Below are 21197 nucleotides of genomic sequence, written 5' to 3' on the forward strand. Positions count from 1 at the left end.
TGTCCCGGGGACCCGTTACCCGGTCTCCCCTAACCAATTCCATCAAAGGCCGTTGTTTGAGTGTCAACATAGCCATTTTACCCGCCAGGGCGACCTGCGGATGCATTTCAGAAAAATAAAATTTCCGCCGGTGCATCCAAACCCGGCCTCCCATGTGTCTACCAGTTGGAAGGCGGCTCGAGATGCATCGCCTCCTGTGACGATTTCAGACAACAAGGAGACTTCAAATGAAGACCATGAAGATCGCATTGATCGCCTCCACGGTTCTGCTTGCCAGCGGCGGCGCCGTCCTTGCCGCACCGGTTCTTGGCCTGACCGGAGACAAGACGCTCGTCCTGTTCGACACGGCCAGCCCCGCTGTTACCAAGACGATGGAAGTTACCGGCGTCGATAGTCTCGTCGGTATCGATTTTCGCCCGTCCAACAAGACCGTGGTCGGTGTGACGCCGGACAGCCGGATCGTCACCATCGATCTTGAAACGGGCGCGGCAACAGATCTTGCCAAGATGAACACGCCCCTGCCGATCGACGATGCGGCTGTCGTGGTGGATTTCAACCCGATGGCTGACCGGCTGCGCTTCATGACCGGCACGACCAATCACCGCGTTCACCCCGATACCGGCGAAGTCACCGTCGATGGCAAGCTCGCCTACGAGGACGGTGACATGCACAAGGGCGAAACACCCAATATCGTCGCTGCCGCCTATATCAACTCCCACGGCAAGCCGGAAAAGACCGGAATGTTCAATATCGATGCGACGATCGGCGCCTTGATCAAGCAGACCAAGCCGAATGACGGCACGCTGGCGGCCATCGGCAAGCTCGGCATCGAGGGCGCGGCACCGGACTTCGCGTTCGATATCCAGACCACGGAAGACGGCACCAACACGGCCTGGCTTGCCAATGGTACCAAGCTCTACACCGTCAACCTGGAAACGGGCGCTGCCACCGCAGCGGGCGACATCACCGGCGCCAGCGGCGCGATCCGCGACATCGCCGTTCTACCGGCCATGTGATACCGACGCTCGCCTGCACACCGGGCAGGACGGCACCTTTGCCGCCCTGCCCGCTTGCGAAAAAGACGCGGTGATGCGGTGCTGACCAGCGGCATGAAATAGAAAGTTGATTTCTCAAAAGGCTTGCTCTTCATCTTCCTGCCGCAATCGGTAGTATGAAGCAGAGTAGATCTATTGGGGACCTGTGATTCCATGCTGAAGAAAATCGCCGTACTGGCCATCGCCGCAATCTATCTTTCCGGCTGCACCACGACCGACCCGTATACGGGCGAACAGAAGATGTCGAACACCGCCGGCGGCGCGCTGATCGGCGCGGGCCTGGGTGCTGCAACCGGCCTTCTGGTCGGCGGCAGCGCGGCCGGACGCCGCGATGCGGCACTGGTGGGTGCCGGTATCGGCGCGCTCGGCGGCGGCTTGATCGGCAACTATATGGACAGCCAGGAATCCGAACTGCGCGCCCAGCTGCAGAATACCGGCGTCTCCGTGACGCGCGTCGGCGACCGCATCGTTCTCAACATGCCGGAGAACATCACCTTTGCCACCGATCAGGACCAGATGAGCCCGAGAGCCTATCCGACGCTGAATTCGGTTGCGATCGTGCTGCGCAAGTTCAACAAGACCTTGATCGACGTCGATGGCCACACCGACTCGACCGGCAGCGCCAGCCACAACCAGGATCTTTCCGAACGCCGCGCCATCTCGGTTGCCAACTATCTCGGCGCACAGGGCGTCGATCAGCGCCGCATGTCGGCCGTCGGCTACGGCCCGGATCGTCCGGTCGCCTCGAATGCAAGCCCGGCCGGACGCGCGCAGAACCGCCGCGTCGAAATCTCGATCGCGCCGATCAAGCAGGGCTGATCACAGACACCTGATGCGTTTAAAAAAGCCGGCCCCTGCGAAGGGACCGGCTTTTTTACGCTGGAACGTTGCCTTGAGGCCGCGCTCTGCCTGAAATGAGGCCCGATTGCGCTGAAGCAAACCCCCTGCACCATTGACGCGAGGAGCCTTGCAAACTTAAAGTCGTCCCTTGCGAATGTGAGCAGATCAAATGCGCGTCAACGCGGGACATCTCTCTGAAGCCCTGGATAAGGTTCAGGCGGCAATTTTCGAACCGTCGCTATGGCTGACGGGTATTGAAGCTATCAGCCGGGCAAGCGGCGCTTTGGGCGCCAATATCATGGAGCCATCCGGACGGGGCACATTCGGCGCGGCCCTCTGCACAGAAAAGCTCGATCCGCTTCTGGAAGGCTATCTGCGCGAAGACTGGGGATCGCGGGATTTTCGGGCGAATTTTATCCAGCCGATCCATCGCGACGGCGTGGTATTTGAAGCCGACATGGTCTCGAAAGATCAATTCGACCATCACGAATACTATCAGTTCATGCGCAAATACGGCATTGGCGATTGCGTTCTGATGGACATTTCCGCCGGCAAGAATGCGCTCTATTTCGTCCTCCAGAATCGATTGGCCGATGAGTGTCCGCAGGCCGGAGACATGCCGCATTTTCATGCCATCCGGACACGGTTGCAGAGCGCCGTTCAGCTCGCCCAGCATATCGATGCCAGCCGGGTCATGGGCATGGCGGCGGCTTTCCAGACGTCGAATATCGGCTGCATCTTCTTTGACCGCAAAGGCCTTGTCACGATAACCAACCCGAAGGCCGAGGCGCTGTTTTCGAACGATTTCCGCATTTCCAGGGGCGAGGTCCGCACCGGCTCCGCGACCGAGACGGCGCGTTTCCAGCGGGAACTGAAGCTCGCGCTACAGGCGCCCGGGCCGGGTGCAGAGCTTCTCTCTGCCGTCCGACTTTCGCGGCCAGGCAGACGGCCACTCATCGTCCGCTTTGAACGGTTTGGCACGCAGCTCGCCGATATCTTCACGCATTCCTGCGCCATGGCCCTGATCGAGGATCCGGACGACGAGATCCGGCAAAATCCGGACACGCTGATGGCTTTGTTCGATCTGACGCCGGCTGAAACGAGGATATCGCTGCTCGTTGCCAGCGGCATGAATGCCGTCGATATCGCCAGGCAGAACGGCATCGGCTATGAGACGGTCAGAAGCCATATCCGGTCGATATTCCACAAAACCGGCACCGGCCGGCAATCGGAACTCAGCGCCCTTTTCGGAAAAATCCGTCTTTAGAGCGCTGGCGGATAGGCATGTTCCGCGCCGTCGAAATCCGACACGGTGTAGCAGCCGCCGCCATTATCCTCGATGGTCGAGGCGCTGATCACCGTCTTGCCGTGGCCGCCTGGAATATCGAGGATATAGCTCGGCTGGCAGAGACCGGAGATACGGCCGCGCAACGCGGCGACCAGCGCCTGGCCTTCTTCGATTGTCAGGCGGAAATGGCTGGTGCCGGGGGCAAGATCCGGATGGTGCAGATAATAGGGCTTGATGCGGTTTTCGACGAAGGCACGCATCAGGCTTGCCAGAGTGTTGGGGTCGTCATTGACACCCTTGAGCAGAACCGACTGGCTGACCATGACAATGCCGCTATCGACCAGCCGGGCGCAGGCTGAACGCGCAACCTCCGTCAGTTCGCGCGGATGGTTGGCATGCAGCGCCAGATAGGTTGTCTTGCCGCTGGCCTTGAGGGCCGCAATCAGCGCATCATCGACGCGCTCGGGCTCGACCACCGGCACGCGGGTGTGGAAGCGCACGATCTTTACATGCCCGATCGATGCCAGGCGCTCCATGATCGACGCCAGACGGCGCGGCGACAGGACCAGCGGATCGCCGCCGGTGAGGATCACTTCCCAGATGTCCGGATGCGCGGCGATATAGGCAAACGCAGCATCCATCGCCTGCGATGGAAGCGTGCCGAGCCCCTGCGGCCCAACCATTTCGCGGCGGAAGCAGAAGCGGCAATAGACCGGGCAGACATGCACCGCCTTCAAGAGCACGCGGTCTGGATAGCGATGGACAATGCCCTCCACCGGACTATGGGCGGCGTCGCCGATCGGGTCCTCGCGCTCTTCCGGCAGGCGCAGAAGCTCGGCCGCATCGGGAATGAACTGGCGGGCTATCGGATCACTGGGGTCGTTGGGATCGATCAGGGCCGAAATGGCCGGCGTAACGGCCACCGCATAACGCGCGGCCACGTCCTCCAGCCCGGCGCGCCGGGCAGCCGATACCAGGCCGGCCTCTTCCAGATCACCGATCGTCTTTAAGGAGCGAAGCGCTGTCACGTGCGGCCCCCGGTCTCTGCCACCGGTGCCCAAATCACCTGATCGATCCGCGATGCACCGGTCGCCAGCATCACCAGCCGGTCGAAGCCAAGCGCGCTACCGCTGGCTTGCGGCATGATCGCAAGCGCGCTCAGGAAATCCTCGTCCAGCGGATAGGTTTCGCCATAGACACGGTTCTTTTCGGCCATTTCGAAATCAAAGCGGCGGCGCTGCTCGCTGGCATCGGTGAGTTCACCAAAAGCATTGGCCAATTCGACACCGCAGGCATAGAGCTCGAACCGTTCGGCGACACGGGGATCGTGCGGTGTTGGACGCGCCAGTGCCGCCTCGGCAACCGGATATTCATAAAGGATCGTTGCGCGGCCAAAGCCAAGATTGGGCTCGACCTTTTCAACGATCACCCGGCTGAACAAATCCGCCCAGGTATCGTCATCCGCAACCCGCATCCCGGCAGCGAGAACCGTTGCAGCAAGGCTTTCCCGGTCGGTTTCGCCGTTCCGGTCGATGGAGGAAAGGAGATCGACGCCTGCGAACCGCGCGAAGGCTTCGGCCACGGTGATACGCTCGGGCTCGGCAAAGGGATCGGCCTGCGCGCCGCGATAGCTCATCAGCTCTGTCCCCACCGTTTCGGCGGCCAGGCGCAGGATATCGGCGCAGTCGCGCATCAAGGCCTGATAGGTTTCACCGGCGCGGTACCATTCGAGCATGGTGAATTCCGGATGGTGCAGGGGGCCGCGCTCGCGATTGCGATAGACATGGGCGAAACAGGCGATGCGCTGTTCGCCGGCCGAGAGCAGTTTCTTGCAGGCAAATTCCGGCGAGGTGTGAAGATAGAGCGGCGCCGTGCTGCCGTCATGATGGATAGCCTGCGTTGCAAAGGCATGCAGATGCGCCTCGTTGCCCGGCGATACCTGCAGCGTTGCGGTATCGACCTCGACAAAATCATCAGCGGCGAAGAAGCCCCGCAAGGCTGCCTGAATCCGGTTGCGGCCGATCAGAAAAGGCCGGCGGTCGGCATGGACATCGGGGGTCCACCAGGGGGAAGCAGCAGGCATCTCGGTCCCATATGCGGTTCTCAGGCATTGCCTGTCGTAAATTCGCGTTTCTTCGAGCCGGATCTGCCGTCACACTGGCAATTTGCCCAAATATAGGGTAGGTGCGGCCCGAAAACGCATTCTGGCGTCTTTGACGCGCATATTTCGTGCGCTCCTCTACGACGCATCAAGCTCAGTTACAAGGAAGACTTATGGTCAAGGTAATCGCCTCTTCGGTCCGCAAGGGCAACGTTCTCGAAGTGGACGGCAAGCTTTACGCCGTTCTCACCGCCCAGAACTTCCACCCCGGCAAGGGCACGCCCGTCACCCAGGTTGACATGCGCCGCATTTCCGATGGCGTGAAGGTTTCCGAACGTTGGCGGACCACCGAACAGGTCGAGCGCGCCTTTGTCGAAGATAGCGAGCATACGTTCCTCTACGAAGATGGCGAAGGCTATCACTTCATGAACCCGCAGACCTACGACCAGGTTGCCGTTTCGCCCGACGTTATCGGCGACGACAAGGCCTACCTGCAGGAAGGCATGATTGTTCAGCTGAAGATGTTTGAAGGTCTGGCGCTCGCCATGGAACTGCCGACCCGCATGACGCTCGAAATCGTCGAGACCGAGCCGGTCGTCAAGGGCCAGACGGCGTCGTCTTCCTACAAGCCGGCGATCCTGTCGAATGGCGTGCGCACGATGGTTCCGCCGCATATCGGCGTTGGCACTCGCGTCGTCATCCTGACGGAAGACGCATCCTATGTGGAACGCGCCAAGGACTGATCCAGGCCATCCTGGAACGCAAACGGGCGCGGATTTCAAAGCCGCGCCCGTTTGCGTTTGGTCAAGATTTTTAGTGCTTCAGTTCGGGATAGGCGTCGGTCACATCTTCACCGTCGCCATGCGTATCGTCATAGCCTTCCAGCGTCACCGACACGCTGTCACCGACGTCCAGCCCGCCTTCGCGGCGCACGGCGATGCGAGAGCCATTGTCGCGAACCAGTGTCGCCTCGCCGTTGAAACCCTGTTTCAAAAGCCAATCGCGCGGCGCATTGAGACGAATGCGAACCTGACGGCTGTCGTCATCCTCGCGTGCTTCCACAAGCTCATAGGAAACCGGCTGCGAATTGCCGTTGATTTCCAGCTGGCCTTGGCCACTGCCTTCGGCTGCGAATGTCAGCATGATCGTCTCCTTGTTAGAATGCGCCGGTTTCAGTTTTTACCGTCGTACGGCACGGCCCACCGCAATGAGAATGCATGCGCCGATAAAGCCGATGACCAGATAGGCGAGCCAACCGGTGAAACCCATGCCGGCAAAGGCGAGGATTGCATTGAGGACGACGGCGCCGATAATGCCCAAGATGATATTCATGAACAAACCCATATTGGATTTCATGAATTGTTCTGCCAGCCAGCCGGCAAAGCCACCGATGATGATTGCTGCGATCCAACCTACGCCGTTTACGTCCATGGTATTTTTCCCTCGTTTAACACACAGTTTCTGCTGCAACCTGTAACGGGCTGGCGGGCAATATGTTCCAAGGGCTCCATAAGCATGATCAAATACCCTTATATTAACCGCCACAAATATGAATTTGCCGCAACCGCCGGCGTTCGGTAGAGCCAGTCAGGGGCGTGAGCGGCATTGCCTGTGGGAGGACGAGCCTTGGATCAGCGGACAAAAACACCAGTCCATGGCAGCGAAGGTGTCATTGCACCTGTCAACACGCTGCCCGCTGGCGGCACCGCAGCAGCACTCACCGGCGGCCTGATGTGTCTTTTGTCGATGTCGAGCGTCCAGTTCGGCTCGGCACTGTCGGCACCGTCGATCGCCGCCTATGGGCCGTTCGGCACCACCTGGTTGCGCCTGGCCTGGGCTGCGGTTTTGCTGGCCTTGATCGTTCGCCCGCCGGTCCTTCGTTATTCGCGGGCGCAGTGGCAGATGGCGGGAATGCTGGGCGCCTGCATGGCCGGTATGACGCTGTGCTTTTTCACCGCCATCGAACGTATTCCGCTCGGTCTCGCCGTTGCCATCGATTTCCTTGGTCCGCTCGCGGTTGCCACTTTTGCCTTCGGGCTTGGCTGGCGGCTTGTCTGGCCGCTGATCGCCGGGGCCGGCGTGCTGCTTCTGGCGCATGATGGAAATGGCTGGATCGGCGATACGACCGGCATACTCTTCGCCTTTGGGGCTGCCACCGGCTGGGGGCTTTACATCATCCTGATGAAGAAGGCCGGAGACGCGTTTGAAGGCCTGCAGGGGCTCTCCATGTCGCTGATCGTTGCAGCCATCGTCGCCACGCCGTTCGGGCTCATCGACCTGCCACGCATGACGACGGAAGGTGTCATCACCATCGCCGGGCTTGCGCTTCTCGTGCCGCTGATCCCCTATGCGCTTGAAATGATCGCGCTGCGCCGGATGAGCACCTCATCCTTCGGCATCCTGATGAGCCTTGAACCGGCGCTCGGCGCGCTTGCGGGATTTCTGGTGCTCAGCCAGCCGATGACCGCTTTGCAGATCGGCGGCACCGTTCTCGTCGTTGCCGCCAGCGCCGGAGCCACCGCCACAGGCCGCTGACAGGCCAGAATTAATGGCGCGCTTTTTACAAGCCGGGTGATAGAGTGCTGCTTTGCAAGCGTCGCTTTTTCCATCGAGGTGTGCATGTTTCCACTATCGCATATGATGAAAGCATTCATTCGCAAGGGCCAGCTGACCGTTATCGACGCCGATGGCAAACCACATGTTTTCAAGGGGGAGCCGGGCCCGGACGTGACGATGCGGCTGACCGATCGCAAGCTCTACCGCAGCCTCGTCTTCAATTCCGAACTGGCCGCCGGCGAGGCCTATATGGACGGCACGCTGCGCTTCGAAGACGGTTCGACTCTGCGCGATTTCCTGACGCTGTTTTCGATCAACCGGCTGTCGCTCGGCTCCTATCCTATCCAGAAGGCTTTGTGCGCCATCAAGATGCGCTTCCGCAAGCGCCAGCAATCCAACGTCAAGGGCGAGGCCCAGCGCAACGTCGCCCATCACTACGATCTCGGCAACGAATTCTACAAGCTCTTCCTCGACGAGCACATGCTCTATTCCTGCGCCTATTTCCGCGAGCCGGACGAGACGCTGGAACAGGCGCAGCGCAACAAGCTGCGGCTGCTGGCCGCAAAACTCTGCCTGCGGCCCGGCATGAAGGTGCTGGATATCGGCTGCGGCTGGGGGGATCTGGCGCTCTATCTCGCCCAGCTCGAAAATGTCGAGGTGCTGGGTGTCACGCTCTCCAGGGAACAGCAGGCGCTGGCGACGCAGCGCGCCAAGGATGCGGGCCTTGAAGGCCGTGTCCGTTTCGAGCTGCGCGATTACCGCGAGGTCAATGAGACCTTCGACCGCATCGTCTCAGTCGGCATGTTCGAGCATGTCGGCGTCAGCCATTACGACGAATATTTCAAGAAGCTGAATGCACTGATGCCCGACGATGGCATCGCGGTGCTGCATTCCATCGGCCATATGAGCCCGCCCGGCATGGCCAGCGCCTGGCTGCGCAAATATATCTTCCCCGGCGCCTATTCGCCCGCTCTGTCCGAAGTGTTCGAAGTGGTGGAGCGCAACAGCCTGTGGGTCAGCGATCTGGAATTCCTGCGCGTTCACTATGCAACAACGCTCAAGCACTGGGTCGAGCGCTTCGACAAGAACCGCGACAAGGTGGTTGAACTCTATGACGAGCGCTTTGCCCGCATGTGGGAATTCTATCTGGTGAGCTGCGAAATGATGTTCCGCACCGGCAGCCAGCTGGTTTTTCACATGCAGCTGTCGCGGAGCCGCGATGCCGCACCGATCGTACGCGATTACATTACCGACCGGCAAAAGGCCTATATCGTGCGCGAGCAGACGCTGAACATCACTCTCTAAGCGGCTGGCCGCCGTGCCATTCTTATCCTTCTGTTCCCAGGGGAATTTTATCCTGCAGCCTAACTCGGCGCCGGGACTTGACCTTCACATGACGCAGCCCTAAATTTAGAATTATTCTAAACTAGGTTGTTTACATCATGTTTTCCCGCCTGCTGCCGCGCTCCAAGCGCACATTGTCCTCGCTGTCCGAACAGGAGGTTCTGGCCCTCGCCATTTCCTCTGAAGAGGACGATGCCCGCATCTACTTTGCCTATGCCGATGCGCTGAGGGACAAATATCCGGATTCCGCCAAGGTTTTCGATGATATGGGCGAGGTGGAAAACACCCACAAGACCATGCTGATCGACATGCATCGCCGCCGTTTCGGGGAGCGGATTCCGCTGATCCGGCGCGAGCATGTCAGCGGCTTTCTCACCCGCAAACCCGACTGGCTGCGCCACAACCAATCGCTTGATGCCATGCGCGGCGAGGCCGAAGCGATGGAAACGCAGGCCTATAATTTCTATGTCGAGGCGGCGAAGAACACGTCCGACGCGGCAACCCGGCAATTGCTGGGAGACCTCGCTCTTGCCGAACAGGGCCATGAAGACATTGCCCGCATGCTGACGGACAAGCATGTGCCGGAGAGCGCGCGCAAGACCGAGGATGAAACCGCCCATCGCCAGTTCCTGTTGACCTATGTGCAGCCGGGTCTTGCCGGGCTGATGGACGGCTCGGTCTCCACGCTCGCGCCGATCTTTGCCGCCGCCTTTGCCACGCAGGACACTTGGCAGACGTTCCTGGTCGGCCTGTCCGCCTCGGTCGGTGCGGGCATATCCATGGGCTTTACCGAAGCCGCCCATGACGACGGCAAGCTCTCGGGCCGGGGTTCGCCGCTCAAGCGCGGCCTTGCCTGTGGCATCATGACGACGCTCGGCGGCCTTGGCCATGCCCTGCCCTATCTCATCCCGCATTTCTGGACGGCGACCATCACCGCCGCCGTCATCGTCTTCTTCGAACTCTGGGTCATCGCCTTCATCCAGAACAAATATATGGAAACGCCGTTTTTACGCGCGGCATTCCAGGTGGTGCTGGGCGGCGGACTGGTGCTGGCGGCAGGTATCCTGATCGGCAATGCATGAGCGGGCGCTTTGCCATTGAGGATTTTCCTGCTAAAGCCGATCGGGCGTGAGCACCGTCTCATCAATCGAAAAAAGGAGTACGGGTCTGACGCGGCACCGCCCGCCTTGGCCCCGGAATTCTCCCAAATCTGAGGTGAAGCGATGGATGACATCGCCGATCACGGCATTCGCTTCGGGCGAATTGCCGCCATGCTCCCGGTCAAGGACATGGGCAAGGCCCACGACTTCTATGTCAATGTCTTCGGCTTCCGGAAAACCTTCGAAAACGGCAATCCAGTCGGCTTCATGATCCTTGCACGGGATCAGGCCGAACTGCACCTAACCCTGCAGCCGGGTCACAAGGCTGCAGCCTTCAATGTGGCCCATATGATGGTGGGTGATGTCGATGCCCTGCATGCAATTTGCCAAGGCCAGGGGCTACGCATCATCAAAAGCCTGCAGGACAAGGATTACGGCCTTCGGGCCTTCGTCTTTGAGGATCCCGATGGCAACCGGATCGACGTCGGCCAGGTCCTGCCGGTGAAGACAGCCTGATCAAATAAAGAAGGGTGCGGCCGGATCCGGTCGCGCCCTTTTCAAATTCAGAATTTCGTGGCTGTCAGTTTCCGACCGAGCCGACCAGGACTTCCGCACCGTTTTCGATCGTCACCCAGCGGCCCGTGTTGAACGATGCCTGCCGCTTGAGGAAACGGTAGGGTGTCTTGCTCCAAATCTTCACGTCATTGTCGAGATTGTCGAGGATGAAGTCGCCCTGTGCGGTGCGGACGGTGAGAACGGCATGGCCTTCGCCATCCGGCTTGCGCACGACGGTGATCAACAGGTCGGCCGGAGAAAAACCTTTTTCCAGCAGGCGCTTGCGCTTCAAGAGAACATAGTCCTCACAATCGCCGGCACCATCCGGATAGGCCCAGACCTCATCCTTGCCGTAAAGGTCCATGTCGGTCATCGGGGTGACTTCATTGTTCACGGCGAGATTGACCTGGCGGATGACCGACCAGCCGAAATCGGTGACGCGCGGGGCGACCGTCGATTTGGTCTTGATCTCGCATTCCGGACGGTGGGACTGGCAGAACTCGTAATGGCCGATCGGCTGCGAGGTGATGGCGCCCGTCTGCATCGACAGGGCGGTTGCCGACGGCGCCGGGATTGCGGCGCCTGCTGAAACGAAAACTGCCGCGAATGCCACGACCATTTTCCGGATGCCCATCAACTGCGCCATGCAAGTCCCCTGTGGCGCGGTTTTCTTCAAAACCATGTCTGAAGAATCCCCGCGAAGCTTGAAAACCGTGGTCAGCTTTCGCGGAGATACCCCGCCGCGCGCCGCTCTAATCGTTAACAAAGAGTTAACAGCGCGGCCGAAACGAAGTCAATCTGCAGATTTGGGGATCGCCGGATATGGTTAAAATGCCCGGCAACCCCTTTGGTACAAGGGGTGTTGCGGTTTTCAGCCCGCCGCCATAGCGTCCACGGCGGCCAAAATCCGTGCGATATCCTCCGGCCGCGACAGCCGATGATCCCCATCGCGGATGAGCGTCATGACCACATCGTCCGATGGCAGATGCTCCATCAGCTTCAGGGCGTGCGCATAGGGCACATCGGGATCCTGCATGCCCTGCAGGATATGCACCGGGCAGCCGGTTTCGATAATGCCGGTCAGCACCCGGTTCTGCCGCCCGTCCTCAATCAGCCGCGCGGTGAAGATGTTCGGATCCGGGCCATAGGGTGTGGGCTCTTCGAAATAGCCGCGCTCGGACAGCGAGGCGCGTTCGGCATCCGAAAGATTGGGCTCGATGAGGTCGCTGGTAAAATCCGGGGCCGGCGCGATCAGAACGAGACCGGCGACTTTCTCGCCCTGCCCGCGGGCGCGCAACTCGGCAATCAGCCGGAGCGCCACCCAGCACCCCATCGACGAGCCGACCAGAACCATGCGTTCCGGTGCGGCATGATCGATGACGGCCAGACTTTCCTCCAGCCACCTCGAAATCGTGCCGTCGGTAAAGGCACCGCCGGAAGCGCCATGGCCGGAATAATCAAAGCGGATGCAGGCGGAGCCGGCAGCCGCCGCGTGACGCTCAAGCTCCACCGCCTTGGTGCCGGTCATGTCCGAACGATAACCGCCGAGCCAGACCAGGGTGGGCAGGCTGTTTCCGCTTTTTGCCTTGAGGACGCGCATGGCAATGCGGCGCGATTCGGGGCCGTGACCGACCTCGAGCATGTCCGGATCCGTATTCGACAGTGGCAATGACATGCTGTTTTCCTTGTTTTAAAGCGCTTCCCGCCGATTTTCTTTCTAAAACAGATTCTTCGAATGCCTGACAGGTGGTGATTTTCGTGAAGACCTGTGTTATTGACTTTTCCGCAGCAATTTACACATGAAGACCAAGCGGCAGTTGGACGGCATTTTTGCCGGGACAAAGCGCTATTATCCGACATTGCATTCGTAACAGCTCGAGGAGAGTACGACCATTCGCAGACCGTTCAAAACGGACGCCCCAGTCAAAGACGGGCCCCGCTCTAACAAGGAAATCCGGTCCCTCCGGGTTCAGCTCATCGACGCCGAAGGTGTAAACCACGGTAGTGTTCCCACAGATCAGGCGCTCCGCATGGCGGAAGAACTGGGTCTCGACCTCGTCGAGATCTCGCCGAACGCGGAGCCGCCGGTGTGCAAGATCCTTGATCTGGGCAAACTGAAATACGCGACGCAGAAGAAAGCCGCCGAAGCGCGCAAGAAGCAGAAGATCATCGAGATCAAAGAGATCAAGATGCGTCCGAACATTGATACGCATGACTATGACGTCAAGATGCGCGCGATGAACCGCTTCTTCGAAGAGGGCGACAAGGTCAAAGTGACCCTGAAATTCCGCGGCCGCGAAATGGCACACCAGGAACTGGGCATGAAACTGCTCCTCCAGGTGAAGGAAGACACCACGGCGATCGCCAAGGTCGAAGCCGAGCCGAAGCTGGAAGGCCGTCAGATGATGATGGTTCTGGCTCCAAGGTAACCGCCCCTCCAGGGCCGCACCTGATGAAAGCCGCCGCAATGGCGGCTTTTTCATTGACGGCGGGCAACGGGAATTATCCTAAGTCCCATTGCACTTTGCGGGCGCTTCGGTTACAAGCCCCCGTCCGAACGGTCCGGCAGGGCATGCCGTGGCCGTTCTTTACGCTGGAGACGACCTCGTCAGTCGATCTCAAAACCAAGAAGAATGGAGTAGCAAAATGCCCAAGATGAAGACGAAATCCTCGGCCAAGAAGCGGTTCAAGATCACCGCGACCGGCAAGGTGATGGCAGCTGCCGCAGGCAAGCGCCATGGCATGATCAAGCGGTCCAACAAGTTCATTCGCGATGCACGCGGCACGATGGTGCTTGCAGAGCCTGATGGCAAGAAGGTCATCAAGAACTACCTGCCCAACGGTCTCTAAGACGTCTGGCACTTTTGGATTTTTTAAGGAGATCATGACATGGCACGTGTAAAACGCGGCGTAACTTCCCACGCCAAGCATAAGAAGACACTCAAGGCAGCCAAGGGCTTCTACGGCCGCCGCAAGAATACCATCCGCGCGGCCAAGGCTGCCGTGGATCGCTCGAAGGCTTTTGCCTATCGCGACCGCAAGGTCAACAAGCGCAACTTCCGCGCTCTCTGGATCCAGCGCATCAACGCTGCCGTTCGCGAACATGGCCTGACATACGGCCGTTTCATCGACGGTCTGTCGAAGGCTGGCATCGAAGTCGACCGCAAGGTTCTCTCCGACATGGCAATCCATGAGCCTGAAGCATTCGGCGCGCTGATCGGCGCTGCCAAGAAGGCGCTTGAATATCTCAAGGACGCAGGCACCACCAACGAGTTTGAAAGCGCGGTTCGTTAAAACCAGCGCTTCCCAAGCCTTTTGGATATGAATTGGGAAACCCGCGCTGGCACGGCTGGCGCGGGTTTTTCTTTGACCGATCACGGCAATGAACCGGGAAATGAACGATGTCCGATCTGGAAACACTGAAAGACAATCTACTGGCCGAAGTGACCGCTGCCGGTGACGAGGCGGCGATCGAAGCCGTGCGCGTCAACGCACTCGGCAAGAAGGGCTCGATCTCCGAACTCTTGAAGACGCTCGGCACGATGACGCCGGAAGAACGCCAGACGCGCGGTGCTGCGATCAACGCGCTGAAGACCGATATTTTTGCCGCCATCACCGCCCGCAAGTCCGATTTGAAGGACGCCGCGATTGCCGAGCGCCTGGCCCGCGAGACGGTCGATATCTCGCTGCCGGTGCGCTCCTCGCCGGCCGAGCGCGGCCGCATCCACCCGATCAGCCAGATCATCGACGAGATCACCGCGATCTTCGCCGACATGGGGTTCTCGATCGCCGAAGGTCCCGATATCGAGACCGACTATTACAATTTCACCGCGCTGAACTTCCCCGAAGGTCATCCGGCCCGTGAGATGCACGACACGTTCTTCTTCAATCCGGACGCAAACGGCGAGCGCAAGGTCCTGCGCACCCACACATCGCCGGTGCAGATCCGCACGATGGAAGCGCAGAAGCCGCCGATCCGCATCATCATTCCCGGCAAGACCTACCGCCAGGACAGCGACGCGACGCATTCGCCGATGTTCCATCAGGTCGAAGGCCTCGTTGTCGATACCAAGTCAAACGTCGCCAACATGCGCTGGATCCTCGAAGAATTCTGCAAGACCTTCTTCGAGGTCGATGACGTGACGATGCGGTTTCGCCCGTCCTTCTTCCCGTTCACCGAGCCGTCCTTTGAGGTCGATATCCAGTGCGACCGCTCCTCCGGCCCGATCGTCAAGTTCGGCGAGGGCACCGACTGGATGGAAATCCTCGGCTGCGGCATGGTGCATCCGAACGTTCTGCGCGCCGGCGGGCTTGATCCCGATGTCTATCAGGGCTTTGCCTGGGGCATGGGTCTCGACCGTATCGCCATGCTGAAATACGGCATGCCGGACCTAAGAAACTTCTTCGATGCCGACGTCCGCTGGATGAGCCATTACGGTTTCCGCCCGCTCGACATGCCGACGCTGTTTGGCGGGTTGAGCGCTTAGCGACATGCCGACCCTGCTGATTTGGCATGGCTACAAGTTCCGCTTCTATGCTTTGGACATCGGCGAGCCGCCGCACGTTCATATCGTTAAGGACGGAAAGTCCCTGAAGATCTAGCTGAAGAGTTTGGAAGTGGCGCAGAACAAGGGATATACTGACCCGGAAATCGCACGGTTGCTTAAGGTAGCCTTGCAACATCGTGATGAATGGATAGGTGCCTGGAATGACTTCTTTGGCCTTTGAAACCGATGAAATGCGGCCGGTGCGGGCCTGGTGTACGGATGGCGAAGTTCATGTCGCGCTCGCCGACGGCCGTGTCATTGCAACGCCTCTTTGGTGGTATCCCTTCCTTTCGAAGCTCAACGACAGCGAGTTAAATGACATCGAGTTGATGTACGAAGGCATCTGGTGGACTGCGGTCGATGAGGGTATTTCGGTGAAAAGCATGTTTCTTGGTATCAAAGCCCCCGGCGCTATGGCCCCAGAAAAGGCAGCATGAAGCAATGACCCTTCACACAGGCGGATGCCGCTGCGGAGCCATTCGATTCCAGGCCAGCGCAGATCCCTTTTACACCAGCTATTGCCATTGCGGCGATTGCCGGCGGGCAAGTGGTGCGCCGGTTGTCGCCTTTGTCGGTTTCTACAGCGATGACGTCACCTTTACAGGTGAAGACGCATCGACCTATGGCGAGGCCCCCGTCACGCGCAGTTTTTGCGGCACCTGCGGCGCGCCACTTGCCTATAAGGACGCGCGTCTCGGCGACCAGATCTTCATGATGCTCGGGGCCATGGATGCCCCGGAAAACTATCCGCCGACCGTGCATGGCTACGTGCGCGAGGAACTGCCATTTTTTCATCTCGACGACGGTCTGCCCCGCATAGAGACCAATACCGTGCCGAGACCCGAAGGAGCAACTCAATGAAATTCACACTCTCCTGGCTGAAAGATCATCTGGAAACGGATGCCACCCTCGAACAGATCTGCGCGCGCCTGACGGCGATCGGGCTTGAGGTCGAGGAGGTCGATGACAAGGCCGCGTTCAAGCCTTTCGTGATCGCCAAGGTCGTCTCAGCGGAAAAACATCCGCAGGCTGACAAGCTGAGAGTGCTGATGGTCGATACCGGTGCTGGCGCCCCGATACAGGTCGTCTGCGGCGCTCCGAATGCGCGCGCTGGCCTGATCGGCGCCTTTGCCGCTCCCGGCGCCTATGTTCCCGGCATCGACGTGACACTTGCCGTCGGCACCATCCGTGGCGTCGAGAGCCGTGGCATGATGTGTTCGGAAAAAGAGTTGCAGATGTCGGATAGCCATGACGGCATTATCGACCTGCCGGAAGACGCCCCTGTTGGAACCAGCTTTGCTGCCTATGCCGGGCTTGACGATCCGATGATCGAAATCAACCTGACGCCGAACCGTCCGGACTGCACCTCGATCTACGGTATTGCCCGCGATCTCGCCGCCTCCGGCCTCGGCACGCTGAAAGCGCCTGTTGCACCATCCTTCAAGGTCGACGGCGAGACGCCGGCCAAGGTCCGGCTCGATCTCGGCGCAGACAATCATCTCTGCCCGGGCTTTGCGCTGCGTCTCGTGCGCGGCGTCAAGAACGGCCCGAGCCCGAAATGGATGCAGCAGCGCCTGCTTGCCATCGGCCTTCGCCCGATCAATGCGCTGGTCGATGTCACCAATTACATGACCTTTGACCAGGGCCGGCCGCTGCATGTCTTCGATGCCGCCAAGGTCAAGGGTGATCTCACGGTTCGCCGTGCGGTCGAAGGCGAAAAGGTTCTGGCGCTCGATACGCGCGAATATACGCTTTCGCCGGCTAACGTGGTGATTGCCGATGAAAACGGCATCGAGTCGATCGGCGGCATCATGGGCGGTGAGCATTCCGGCTGTGACGAGAATACCACCGATGTTCTCATCGAGTCCGCGCTCTGGGACCCGATGAACATTGCCAAGAGCGGCCGTGCATTGGGGATCATCACCGATGCGCGCTACCGCTTCGAGCGCGGCGTCGATCCTGAATATATGGTTCCCGGCCTCGAACGCGCCACCCAGCTGGTCCTCGACATCTGCGGTGGCACGGCCGCCAAGACCGATGTTGTCGGCTATGCCGGCTACACGGCCAAGATCGTCGATTTCCCGGTTTCCGAAGTGAAGCGCCTGACGGGTCTTGAGGTCAGCGCGGAAGAGAGCATCGCGATCCTCAAGGGCCTTGGCTTTAGCGTTGCAGGCTCGGGTGAACGCGTCCAGGTCTCCGTGCCCTCCTGGCGTCCGGATGTCGATGGCAAGGCGGATTTGGTCGAAGAAGTCATGCGCATTCATGGCGTCGATAATATCAAGCCCGAGCCGATCGAAAGCCTCGGTGCGGTCAATGGCAAGATCCTGACGACGCTGCAGATCCGCACCCGGCTTGCCAAACGGGCGCTGGCCGCGCGCGGCATGCTCGAAGCCGTCACCTGGTCGTTCATCTCCAAGGCGCAGGCCGAGCTGTTCGGCGGCGGTGCCGCAAGCCTCTCGCTGGCCAACCCGATTGCAGCCGATATGTCCGACATGCGGCCGTCGTTGCTGCCGGGCCTCTTGACCGCTGCCCAGCGCAATGCCGACAAGGGCTTTGGCGATGTGGCGATCTTCGAGGTCTCCGGCATCTATGAGAACGACACGCCAGCCGGACAACGGCGGGTTGCCGGCGGTATCCGCCGTGGCACGGCCGCGCTTTCGGGCGCTGGCCGCTCCTGGTCGAATGCCTTTAAGGGCGGCGGCAAGCCGGTTGATGTTTTCGACGCCAAGGCCGATGCCATCGCGGTTCTGGAAGCCTGCGGCGTGCCGATGGGCAATGTCCAGTTCGAGGCCGGCGGCCCGTCCTGGTATCATCCCGGCCGCTCCGGCACGATCAAGCTCGGCCCAAAGATCGTTCTCGGTCATTTCGGCGAGTTCCATCCGAAGGTTCTGGAAGCGCTCGACGTTTCCGGCGCGCTGTGCGGCTTCGAAGTCTATGTGGACGCGATGCCCGAACCGAAGAAGAAGGCCACCCGCACCAAACCGGCGCTGGAGCTTTCGCCCTTCCAGGCCGTCAAGCGCGATTTCGCTTTCGTGGTGAACAAGTCGGTCGAAGCGGGCGCGATCCTGAAGGCTGCATCGAGCGCCGACCGCAAGCTCGTCACCGGCGTCAACGTCTTCGATATTTTCGAAGGCGCATCGGTCGGCGAAGGCAAGAAATCCGTCGCCATCGAAGTCGTCATCCAGCCGGCCGAGCGCACGCTGACCGACGAGGATTTTGACGCTCTGACGGCCAAGATCATTGCCAATGTGACGAAGAACACCGGCGGTGTTCTGCGGGCTTGAGTATCAACATATTGATAGGGGCGGGTTTTGCCCCTATCAAATTCCAGTCACGGTGAGCTACCGTGTTTGTAGCGATGAATTCAAGGACAAGTCGGGTTGTTCTACAGGCTGACACGAAACAGAGAAACACATAATGGGGGTTGAGGAAGCCACCCCAAGTGTATCGCGCGGTCTTTTTAGAGTTGGGACCTTCCTCGCGTTTGTCGCTTTCGTATCGTATTTTCTATGGGACATGTACAGCGAGAGCGCTGCACTCAGGCGTCTGGCGGATACGGCTAAAAACTTTCCCTATACAGAAAGGTGCGACGCCGATGGCAACTGGATTGCCACCGGACCACCTAACTGCGTTGATCTCAATGGGTATCTTTTCGTCTACGGTCCTGTCAGCAGGGCTTTTCGTAGGGCGTGTTCCGGGAAAGCAGCAACGACGCTTTTATTCGAAAAAAACAAGGTGGCTAGAACCGAAATCATTAGCGTTCAAAGGTCGTTGCAATTTAAAGCACGAACCGGTGTGAATCCGCCATGTTGATCGCCTAAGAAGACGATAGCCGTTCCGAAGGGCGGCTTTTACGCAAAATGCAACGAGACGCTTGGCACCTCTTTGCCACCACCAAAAACCGACTTGCCGCGCGCAATCGTCCGATGTAAATAACATCCATCGCGAAAAGCGACCGCCTCCCTTGAGCCGCCCATTGGCGGAGTAAACAGGTGGACGAATTGTCGTCCAGGTGGTCAAGCACACGCCATCCCTGCGCATTTCGGCGGGATCGGCCAGCGTTTCCTTGAAACCACATGCCTGACCTCCGTCAGGCCCTATCGCAAGTCATCGGCGTCTTTTTGCGCCCGCATGCCTGCGTCGATCGGATCGCGCCATGAACAGGCCTCTCTTTGTCATTTTTACCGCCATTGTGCTGGATGCCATCGGCATCGGGCTCATCTTTCCCATTCTGCCCACGCTCCTGCAGGACGTGACCCATACCCAGAATGTCGCGCCTTATATCGGCACGATGACGGCGCTTTATGCCGTCATGCAGTTCATCTTTGCACCGGTTCTCGGTGCGCTCAGCGACCGGCTGGGCCGCCGGCCCGTGCTCCTGATTTCGCTTGGCGGCGCCGCCGTCAACTATCTCTTCCTTGCCTTTGCTTCCCATCTCTGGATGCTCTTCATCGGCCGCGCCATTGCCGGCCTGACGAGCGCCAATATTGCCGTGGCGATGGCCTATATCACCGACATCTCCCGCGAAGACCAACGCGCCCGCCGCTTTGGCCTGTTCAATGCCATGTTCGGCATCGGCTTCATCATCGGCCCCGTCCTTGGTGGGGTGCTCGGGGATCATTGGCTGCGGCTGCCCTTCATTGCAGCCGCATTGTTGAACGGCTGCAATCTTCTGCTGGCATTTTTCGTGCTGCCGGAATCGCGTACATCCTCCAGAGAGAAAATTAATCTCAGTGCGCTCAATCCGCTGCGGCCGCTGCGTTGGGTGTTTTCGATGAAGAGCGTGCTGCCGGTCATCCTTATTTTTTTCATCTTCAGCGCCACCGGCGAGGCCTATGGCACCTGCTGGGCGCTCTGGGGAAGCGATATATTTCACTGGAACGGCTTGTGGATCGGCCTTTCGCTCGGCGCCTTCGGTGTCTGCCAGACGCTTTCGCAGGCATTCCTTCCCGGCCCCGCCGTGAAGCTGCTCGGCGAACGGGCGGCTATTCTGACCGGTGTCGCCGGGACCTGTATCGCGCTCATCGTCATGGCGTTTGCGACGCAGAGCTGGATGATCTTCGCGATCATGCCCATCTTCGCGCTGGGCGGCATCGGCGTGCCGGCGCTGCAGTCTCTTGCCACCCGTCAGGTGGACGAGAGCAGCCAGGGTCAATTTCAGGGCGTGCTGGCATCGGTCGTCAGCCTTGCCTCGATCGTTGCGCCGCTGGCTTTTTCAAGCTTCTATTTCGTCTTCAGGCAGGAATGGCCCGGCGCGATCTGGCTATCGGTCGTCGCCATCTACGCGCTCGGCGTGCCACTGGTGCTTGGCCTGCGGTTGAAGACGCCGGTGGTGGCGTAGGCGGCCTCCACTCACAATCCTACCGGTGCAGATGATAGAGCTTATTGACGATCACCCAGCGGCCGTCGATCTTCAGGAGCGACAGGTAATCGGTGAACCGCATGCCGGCGAATTCGTCGGTGACCTTGACGAAGGCGGCGTCGCCTTCGATATCGGTGATCTCGATATCCATCAGCGGCTGGGTTCCGGGAGGGGCCGGCGGTTCGGCCAAAATGGCGGCGATGAAATCGTCACGGGACATCCATTCGACGGCACCTTCGTAATGACCGATGATCTTGGCATCCGGATGGAAAGCCTTGCGCAGCGCCGCTTCGTTGCAAAACGCCATGCCATCGACATAGAGGTGAACGACCGCGCCTATTGCCTGCTCGTCGGACATGTTTCTCTCCCTTGCTGACCATACAATCCTATCACGATGGCGCGGTCGAATGAAGGCAATCCGGCGCGCCGGAAACGGGTGGTTTGCCGGT

At 59.7% G+C, this 21197-nt stretch carries 24 protein-coding genes; 17 read left to right on the forward strand and 7 right to left on the reverse strand.

Annotation, left to right across the window (positions count from 1 at the left end; all coding sequences use genetic code 11):
* Positions 1–227 precede the first annotated feature (227 nt).
* The 3 genes from PYR65_RS00730 to PYR65_RS00740 all read left to right on the forward strand — a co-directional run bounded on the left by PYR65_RS00730 (position 228) and on the right by PYR65_RS00740 (position 3162).
* Positions 228–1016, forward strand: coding sequence for a DUF4394 domain-containing protein (locus PYR65_RS00730; protein WP_276119514.1), 789 nt, complete (start codon positions 228–230; stop codon positions 1014–1016).
* 192 nt (positions 1017–1208) lie between these two features.
* The gene (locus PYR65_RS00735) at positions 1209–1874 is read left to right on the forward strand and encodes an OmpA family protein (protein WP_060637892.1); all 666 of its coding nucleotides are present in this window, start codon (positions 1209–1211) and stop codon (positions 1872–1874) included.
* Positions 1875–2064: 190 nt separating this feature from the next.
* The gene (locus PYR65_RS00740; protein ID WP_276119515.1) at positions 2065–3162 is read left to right on the forward strand and encodes a helix-turn-helix transcriptional regulator; all 1098 of its coding nucleotides are present in this window, start codon (positions 2065–2067) and stop codon (positions 3160–3162) included.
* On the opposite strand, the gene PYR65_RS00745 is transcribed toward PYR65_RS00740, so the two are convergent.
* Together PYR65_RS00745 and epmA are read right to left on the reverse strand one after the other, a co-directional pair.
* On the reverse strand, positions 3159–4211 hold the full coding sequence (locus PYR65_RS00745) for a lysine-2,3-aminomutase-like protein (RefSeq protein WP_276119516.1): 1053 nt from the start codon (positions 4209–4211) through the stop codon (positions 3159–3161). The two genes, PYR65_RS00740 and PYR65_RS00745, sit on opposite strands and share 4 nt — an antisense overlap.
* Positions 4208–5266: an EF-P lysine aminoacylase EpmA gene (epmA, locus tag PYR65_RS00750; protein ID WP_276119517.1), complete on the reverse strand. Its 1059-nt coding sequence runs from the start codon at positions 5264–5266 to the stop codon at positions 4208–4210. Before epmA ends, PYR65_RS00745 begins: the two co-directional genes overlap by 4 nt.
* A 191-nt stretch (positions 5267–5457) precedes the next feature.
* Between epmA and efp the strand changes: the two genes are divergently transcribed.
* Positions 5458–6027 (forward strand): elongation factor P, encoded by a 570-nt coding sequence (gene efp, locus PYR65_RS00755; RefSeq protein ID WP_060637888.1) that lies wholly within the window; start codon positions 5458–5460, stop codon positions 6025–6027.
* 70 nt (positions 6028–6097) lie between these two features.
* Here efp and PYR65_RS00760 read toward each other — a convergent pair whose 3' ends face one another.
* On the reverse strand, positions 6098–6427 hold the full coding sequence (locus PYR65_RS00760; RefSeq protein ID WP_060637887.1) for a hypothetical protein: 330 nt from the start codon (positions 6425–6427) through the stop codon (positions 6098–6100).
* 36 nt (positions 6428–6463) lie between these two features.
* Positions 6464–6715: a GlsB/YeaQ/YmgE family stress response membrane protein gene (locus PYR65_RS00765; protein WP_060637886.1), complete on the reverse strand. Its 252-nt coding sequence runs from the start codon at positions 6713–6715 to the stop codon at positions 6464–6466.
* Positions 6716–6955: 240 nt separating this feature from the next.
* On the opposite strand from PYR65_RS00765, the gene PYR65_RS00770 reads away from it, so the two are divergent.
* From PYR65_RS00770 to PYR65_RS00785, 4 genes are all read left to right on the forward strand, one after another.
* Entirely contained in the window at positions 6956–7819 is an 864-nt protein-coding gene (locus PYR65_RS00770) for an EamA family transporter (RefSeq protein WP_276120926.1), read from the forward strand.
* 84 nt (positions 7820–7903) lie between these two features.
* Positions 7904–9145 carry an SAM-dependent methyltransferase gene (locus PYR65_RS00775; RefSeq protein ID WP_276119518.1) on the forward strand — a complete coding sequence of 414 codons (1242 nt, stop codon included), beginning with the start codon at positions 7904–7906 and terminating at the stop codon, positions 9143–9145.
* Between the two features lie 137 nt (positions 9146–9282).
* Positions 9283–10266: an iron exporter MbfA gene (gene mbfA, locus PYR65_RS00780; RefSeq protein ID WP_276119519.1), complete on the forward strand. Its 984-nt coding sequence runs from the start codon at positions 9283–9285 to the stop codon at positions 10264–10266.
* A gap of 141 nt (positions 10267–10407) precedes the next feature.
* Positions 10408–10800 (forward strand): glyoxalase superfamily protein, encoded by a 393-nt coding sequence (locus PYR65_RS00785; RefSeq protein ID WP_276119520.1) that lies wholly within the window; start codon positions 10408–10410, stop codon positions 10798–10800.
* Positions 10801–10864: 64 nt separating this feature from the next.
* Here PYR65_RS00785 and PYR65_RS00790 read toward each other — a convergent pair whose 3' ends face one another.
* Positions 10865–11485: a transglutaminase-like cysteine peptidase gene (locus PYR65_RS00790; protein ID WP_276119521.1), complete on the reverse strand. Its 621-nt coding sequence runs from the start codon at positions 11483–11485 to the stop codon at positions 10865–10867.
* A 225-nt stretch (positions 11486–11710) separates the two neighbouring features.
* Positions 11711–12514: an alpha/beta hydrolase gene (locus PYR65_RS00795; protein ID WP_276119522.1), complete on the reverse strand. Its 804-nt coding sequence runs from the start codon at positions 12512–12514 to the stop codon at positions 11711–11713.
* Between the two features lie 217 nt (positions 12515–12731).
* Between PYR65_RS00795 and infC the strand changes: the two genes are divergently transcribed.
* From infC to PYR65_RS00840, 9 genes are all read left to right on the forward strand, one after another.
* Positions 12732–13268, forward strand: coding sequence for a translation initiation factor IF-3 (gene infC / locus PYR65_RS00800; RefSeq protein WP_082546723.1), 537 nt, complete (start codon positions 12732–12734; stop codon positions 13266–13268).
* A gap of 217 nt (positions 13269–13485) precedes the next feature.
* A complete protein-coding gene (rpmI, locus tag PYR65_RS00805) occupies positions 13486–13689 on the forward strand; it encodes a 50S ribosomal protein L35 (RefSeq protein WP_018323613.1) in 204 nt (67 codons plus the stop codon).
* A gap of 39 nt (positions 13690–13728) precedes the next feature.
* Positions 13729–14133 carry a 50S ribosomal protein L20 gene (gene rplT, locus PYR65_RS00810; RefSeq protein ID WP_060637879.1) on the forward strand — a complete coding sequence of 135 codons (405 nt, stop codon included), beginning with the start codon at positions 13729–13731 and terminating at the stop codon, positions 14131–14133.
* A gap of 107 nt (positions 14134–14240) precedes the next feature.
* A complete protein-coding gene (pheS, locus tag PYR65_RS00815) occupies positions 14241–15326 on the forward strand; it encodes a phenylalanine--tRNA ligase subunit alpha (protein WP_276119523.1) in 1086 nt (361 codons plus the stop codon).
* Positions 15327–15330: 4 nt separating this feature from the next.
* Entirely contained in the window at positions 15331–15441 is a 111-nt protein-coding gene (locus PYR65_RS00820) for a DUF4160 domain-containing protein (protein ID WP_276119524.1), read from the forward strand.
* A 106-nt stretch (positions 15442–15547) separates the two neighbouring features.
* A complete protein-coding gene (locus PYR65_RS00825) occupies positions 15548–15823 on the forward strand; it encodes a DUF2442 domain-containing protein (RefSeq protein WP_276119525.1) in 276 nt (91 codons plus the stop codon).
* 4 nt (positions 15824–15827) lie between these two features.
* Positions 15828–16247 (forward strand): GFA family protein, encoded by a 420-nt coding sequence (locus PYR65_RS00830; RefSeq protein ID WP_276119526.1) that lies wholly within the window; start codon positions 15828–15830, stop codon positions 16245–16247.
* Positions 16244–18670: a phenylalanine--tRNA ligase subunit beta gene (pheT, locus tag PYR65_RS00835; protein WP_276119527.1), complete on the forward strand. Its 2427-nt coding sequence runs from the start codon at positions 16244–16246 to the stop codon at positions 18668–18670. Before PYR65_RS00830 ends, pheT begins: the two co-directional genes overlap by 4 nt.
* A gap of 872 nt (positions 18671–19542) precedes the next feature.
* Positions 19543–20727, forward strand: a complete 1185-nt coding sequence (locus PYR65_RS00840; RefSeq protein WP_276119528.1) for a TCR/Tet family MFS transporter — start codon at positions 19543–19545, stop codon at positions 20725–20727.
* A gap of 19 nt (positions 20728–20746) precedes the next feature.
* On the opposite strand, the gene PYR65_RS00845 is transcribed toward PYR65_RS00840, so the two are convergent.
* Positions 20747–21106, reverse strand: coding sequence for a nuclear transport factor 2 family protein (locus PYR65_RS00845; protein ID WP_060637873.1), 360 nt, complete (start codon positions 21104–21106; stop codon positions 20747–20749).
* Positions 21107–21197 lie beyond the last annotated feature (91 nt).

Origin of the sequence: Pararhizobium qamdonense (assembly GCF_029277445.1) — a bacterium.
Classification (GTDB): domain Bacteria; phylum Pseudomonadota; class Alphaproteobacteria; order Rhizobiales; family Rhizobiaceae; genus Pararhizobium; species Pararhizobium qamdonense.

What these genes read in the sequence shown, in the direction of transcription:
- PYR65_RS00730 (WP_276119514.1), top strand. Translation starts at nt 228, where the DNA reads ATGAAGACCATGAAGATCGCATTGATCGCCTCCACGGTTCTGCTTGCC.
- PYR65_RS00735 (WP_060637892.1), top strand. Translation starts at nt 1,209, where the DNA reads ATGCTGAAGAAAATCGCCGTACTGGCCATCGCCGCAATCTATCTTTCC.
- PYR65_RS00740 (WP_276119515.1), top strand. Translation starts at nt 2,065, where the DNA reads ATGCGCGTCAACGCGGGACATCTCTCTGAAGCCCTGGATAAGGTTCAG.
- epmA (WP_276119517.1), bottom strand. Translation starts at nt 5,266, where the DNA reads ATGCCTGCTGCTTCCCCCTGGTGGACCCCCGATGTCCATGCCGACCGC.
- efp (WP_060637888.1), top strand. Translation starts at nt 5,458, where the DNA reads ATGGTCAAGGTAATCGCCTCTTCGGTCCGCAAGGGCAACGTTCTCGAA.
- PYR65_RS00760 (WP_060637887.1), bottom strand. Translation starts at nt 6,427, where the DNA reads ATGCTGACATTCGCAGCCGAAGGCAGTGGCCAAGGCCAGCTGGAAATC.
- PYR65_RS00765 (WP_060637886.1), bottom strand. Translation starts at nt 6,715, where the DNA reads ATGGACGTAAACGGCGTAGGTTGGATCGCAGCAATCATCATCGGTGGC.
- PYR65_RS00775 (WP_276119518.1), top strand. Translation starts at nt 7,904, where the DNA reads ATGTTTCCACTATCGCATATGATGAAAGCATTCATTCGCAAGGGCCAG.
- mbfA (WP_276119519.1), top strand. Translation starts at nt 9,283, where the DNA reads ATGTTTTCCCGCCTGCTGCCGCGCTCCAAGCGCACATTGTCCTCGCTG.
- PYR65_RS00785 (WP_276119520.1), top strand. Translation starts at nt 10,408, where the DNA reads ATGGATGACATCGCCGATCACGGCATTCGCTTCGGGCGAATTGCCGCC.
- PYR65_RS00790 (WP_276119521.1), bottom strand. Translation starts at nt 11,485, where the DNA reads ATGGCGCAGTTGATGGGCATCCGGAAAATGGTCGTGGCATTCGCGGCA.
- PYR65_RS00795 (WP_276119522.1), bottom strand. Translation starts at nt 12,514, where the DNA reads ATGTCATTGCCACTGTCGAATACGGATCCGGACATGCTCGAGGTCGGT.
- rpmI (WP_018323613.1), top strand. Translation starts at nt 13,486, where the DNA reads ATGCCCAAGATGAAGACGAAATCCTCGGCCAAGAAGCGGTTCAAGATC.
- rplT (WP_060637879.1), top strand. Translation starts at nt 13,729, where the DNA reads ATGGCACGTGTAAAACGCGGCGTAACTTCCCACGCCAAGCATAAGAAG.
- pheS (WP_276119523.1), top strand. Translation starts at nt 14,241, where the DNA reads ATGTCCGATCTGGAAACACTGAAAGACAATCTACTGGCCGAAGTGACC.
- PYR65_RS00820 (WP_276119524.1), top strand. Translation starts at nt 15,331, where the DNA reads ATGCCGACCCTGCTGATTTGGCATGGCTACAAGTTCCGCTTCTATGCT.
- PYR65_RS00825 (WP_276119525.1), top strand. Translation starts at nt 15,548, where the DNA reads ATGACTTCTTTGGCCTTTGAAACCGATGAAATGCGGCCGGTGCGGGCC.
- PYR65_RS00830 (WP_276119526.1), top strand. Translation starts at nt 15,828, where the DNA reads ATGACCCTTCACACAGGCGGATGCCGCTGCGGAGCCATTCGATTCCAG.
- pheT (WP_276119527.1), top strand. Translation starts at nt 16,244, where the DNA reads ATGAAATTCACACTCTCCTGGCTGAAAGATCATCTGGAAACGGATGCC.
- PYR65_RS00840 (WP_276119528.1), top strand. Translation starts at nt 19,543, where the DNA reads ATGAACAGGCCTCTCTTTGTCATTTTTACCGCCATTGTGCTGGATGCC.
- PYR65_RS00845 (WP_060637873.1), bottom strand. Translation starts at nt 21,106, where the DNA reads ATGTCCGACGAGCAGGCAATAGGCGCGGTCGTTCACCTCTATGTCGAT.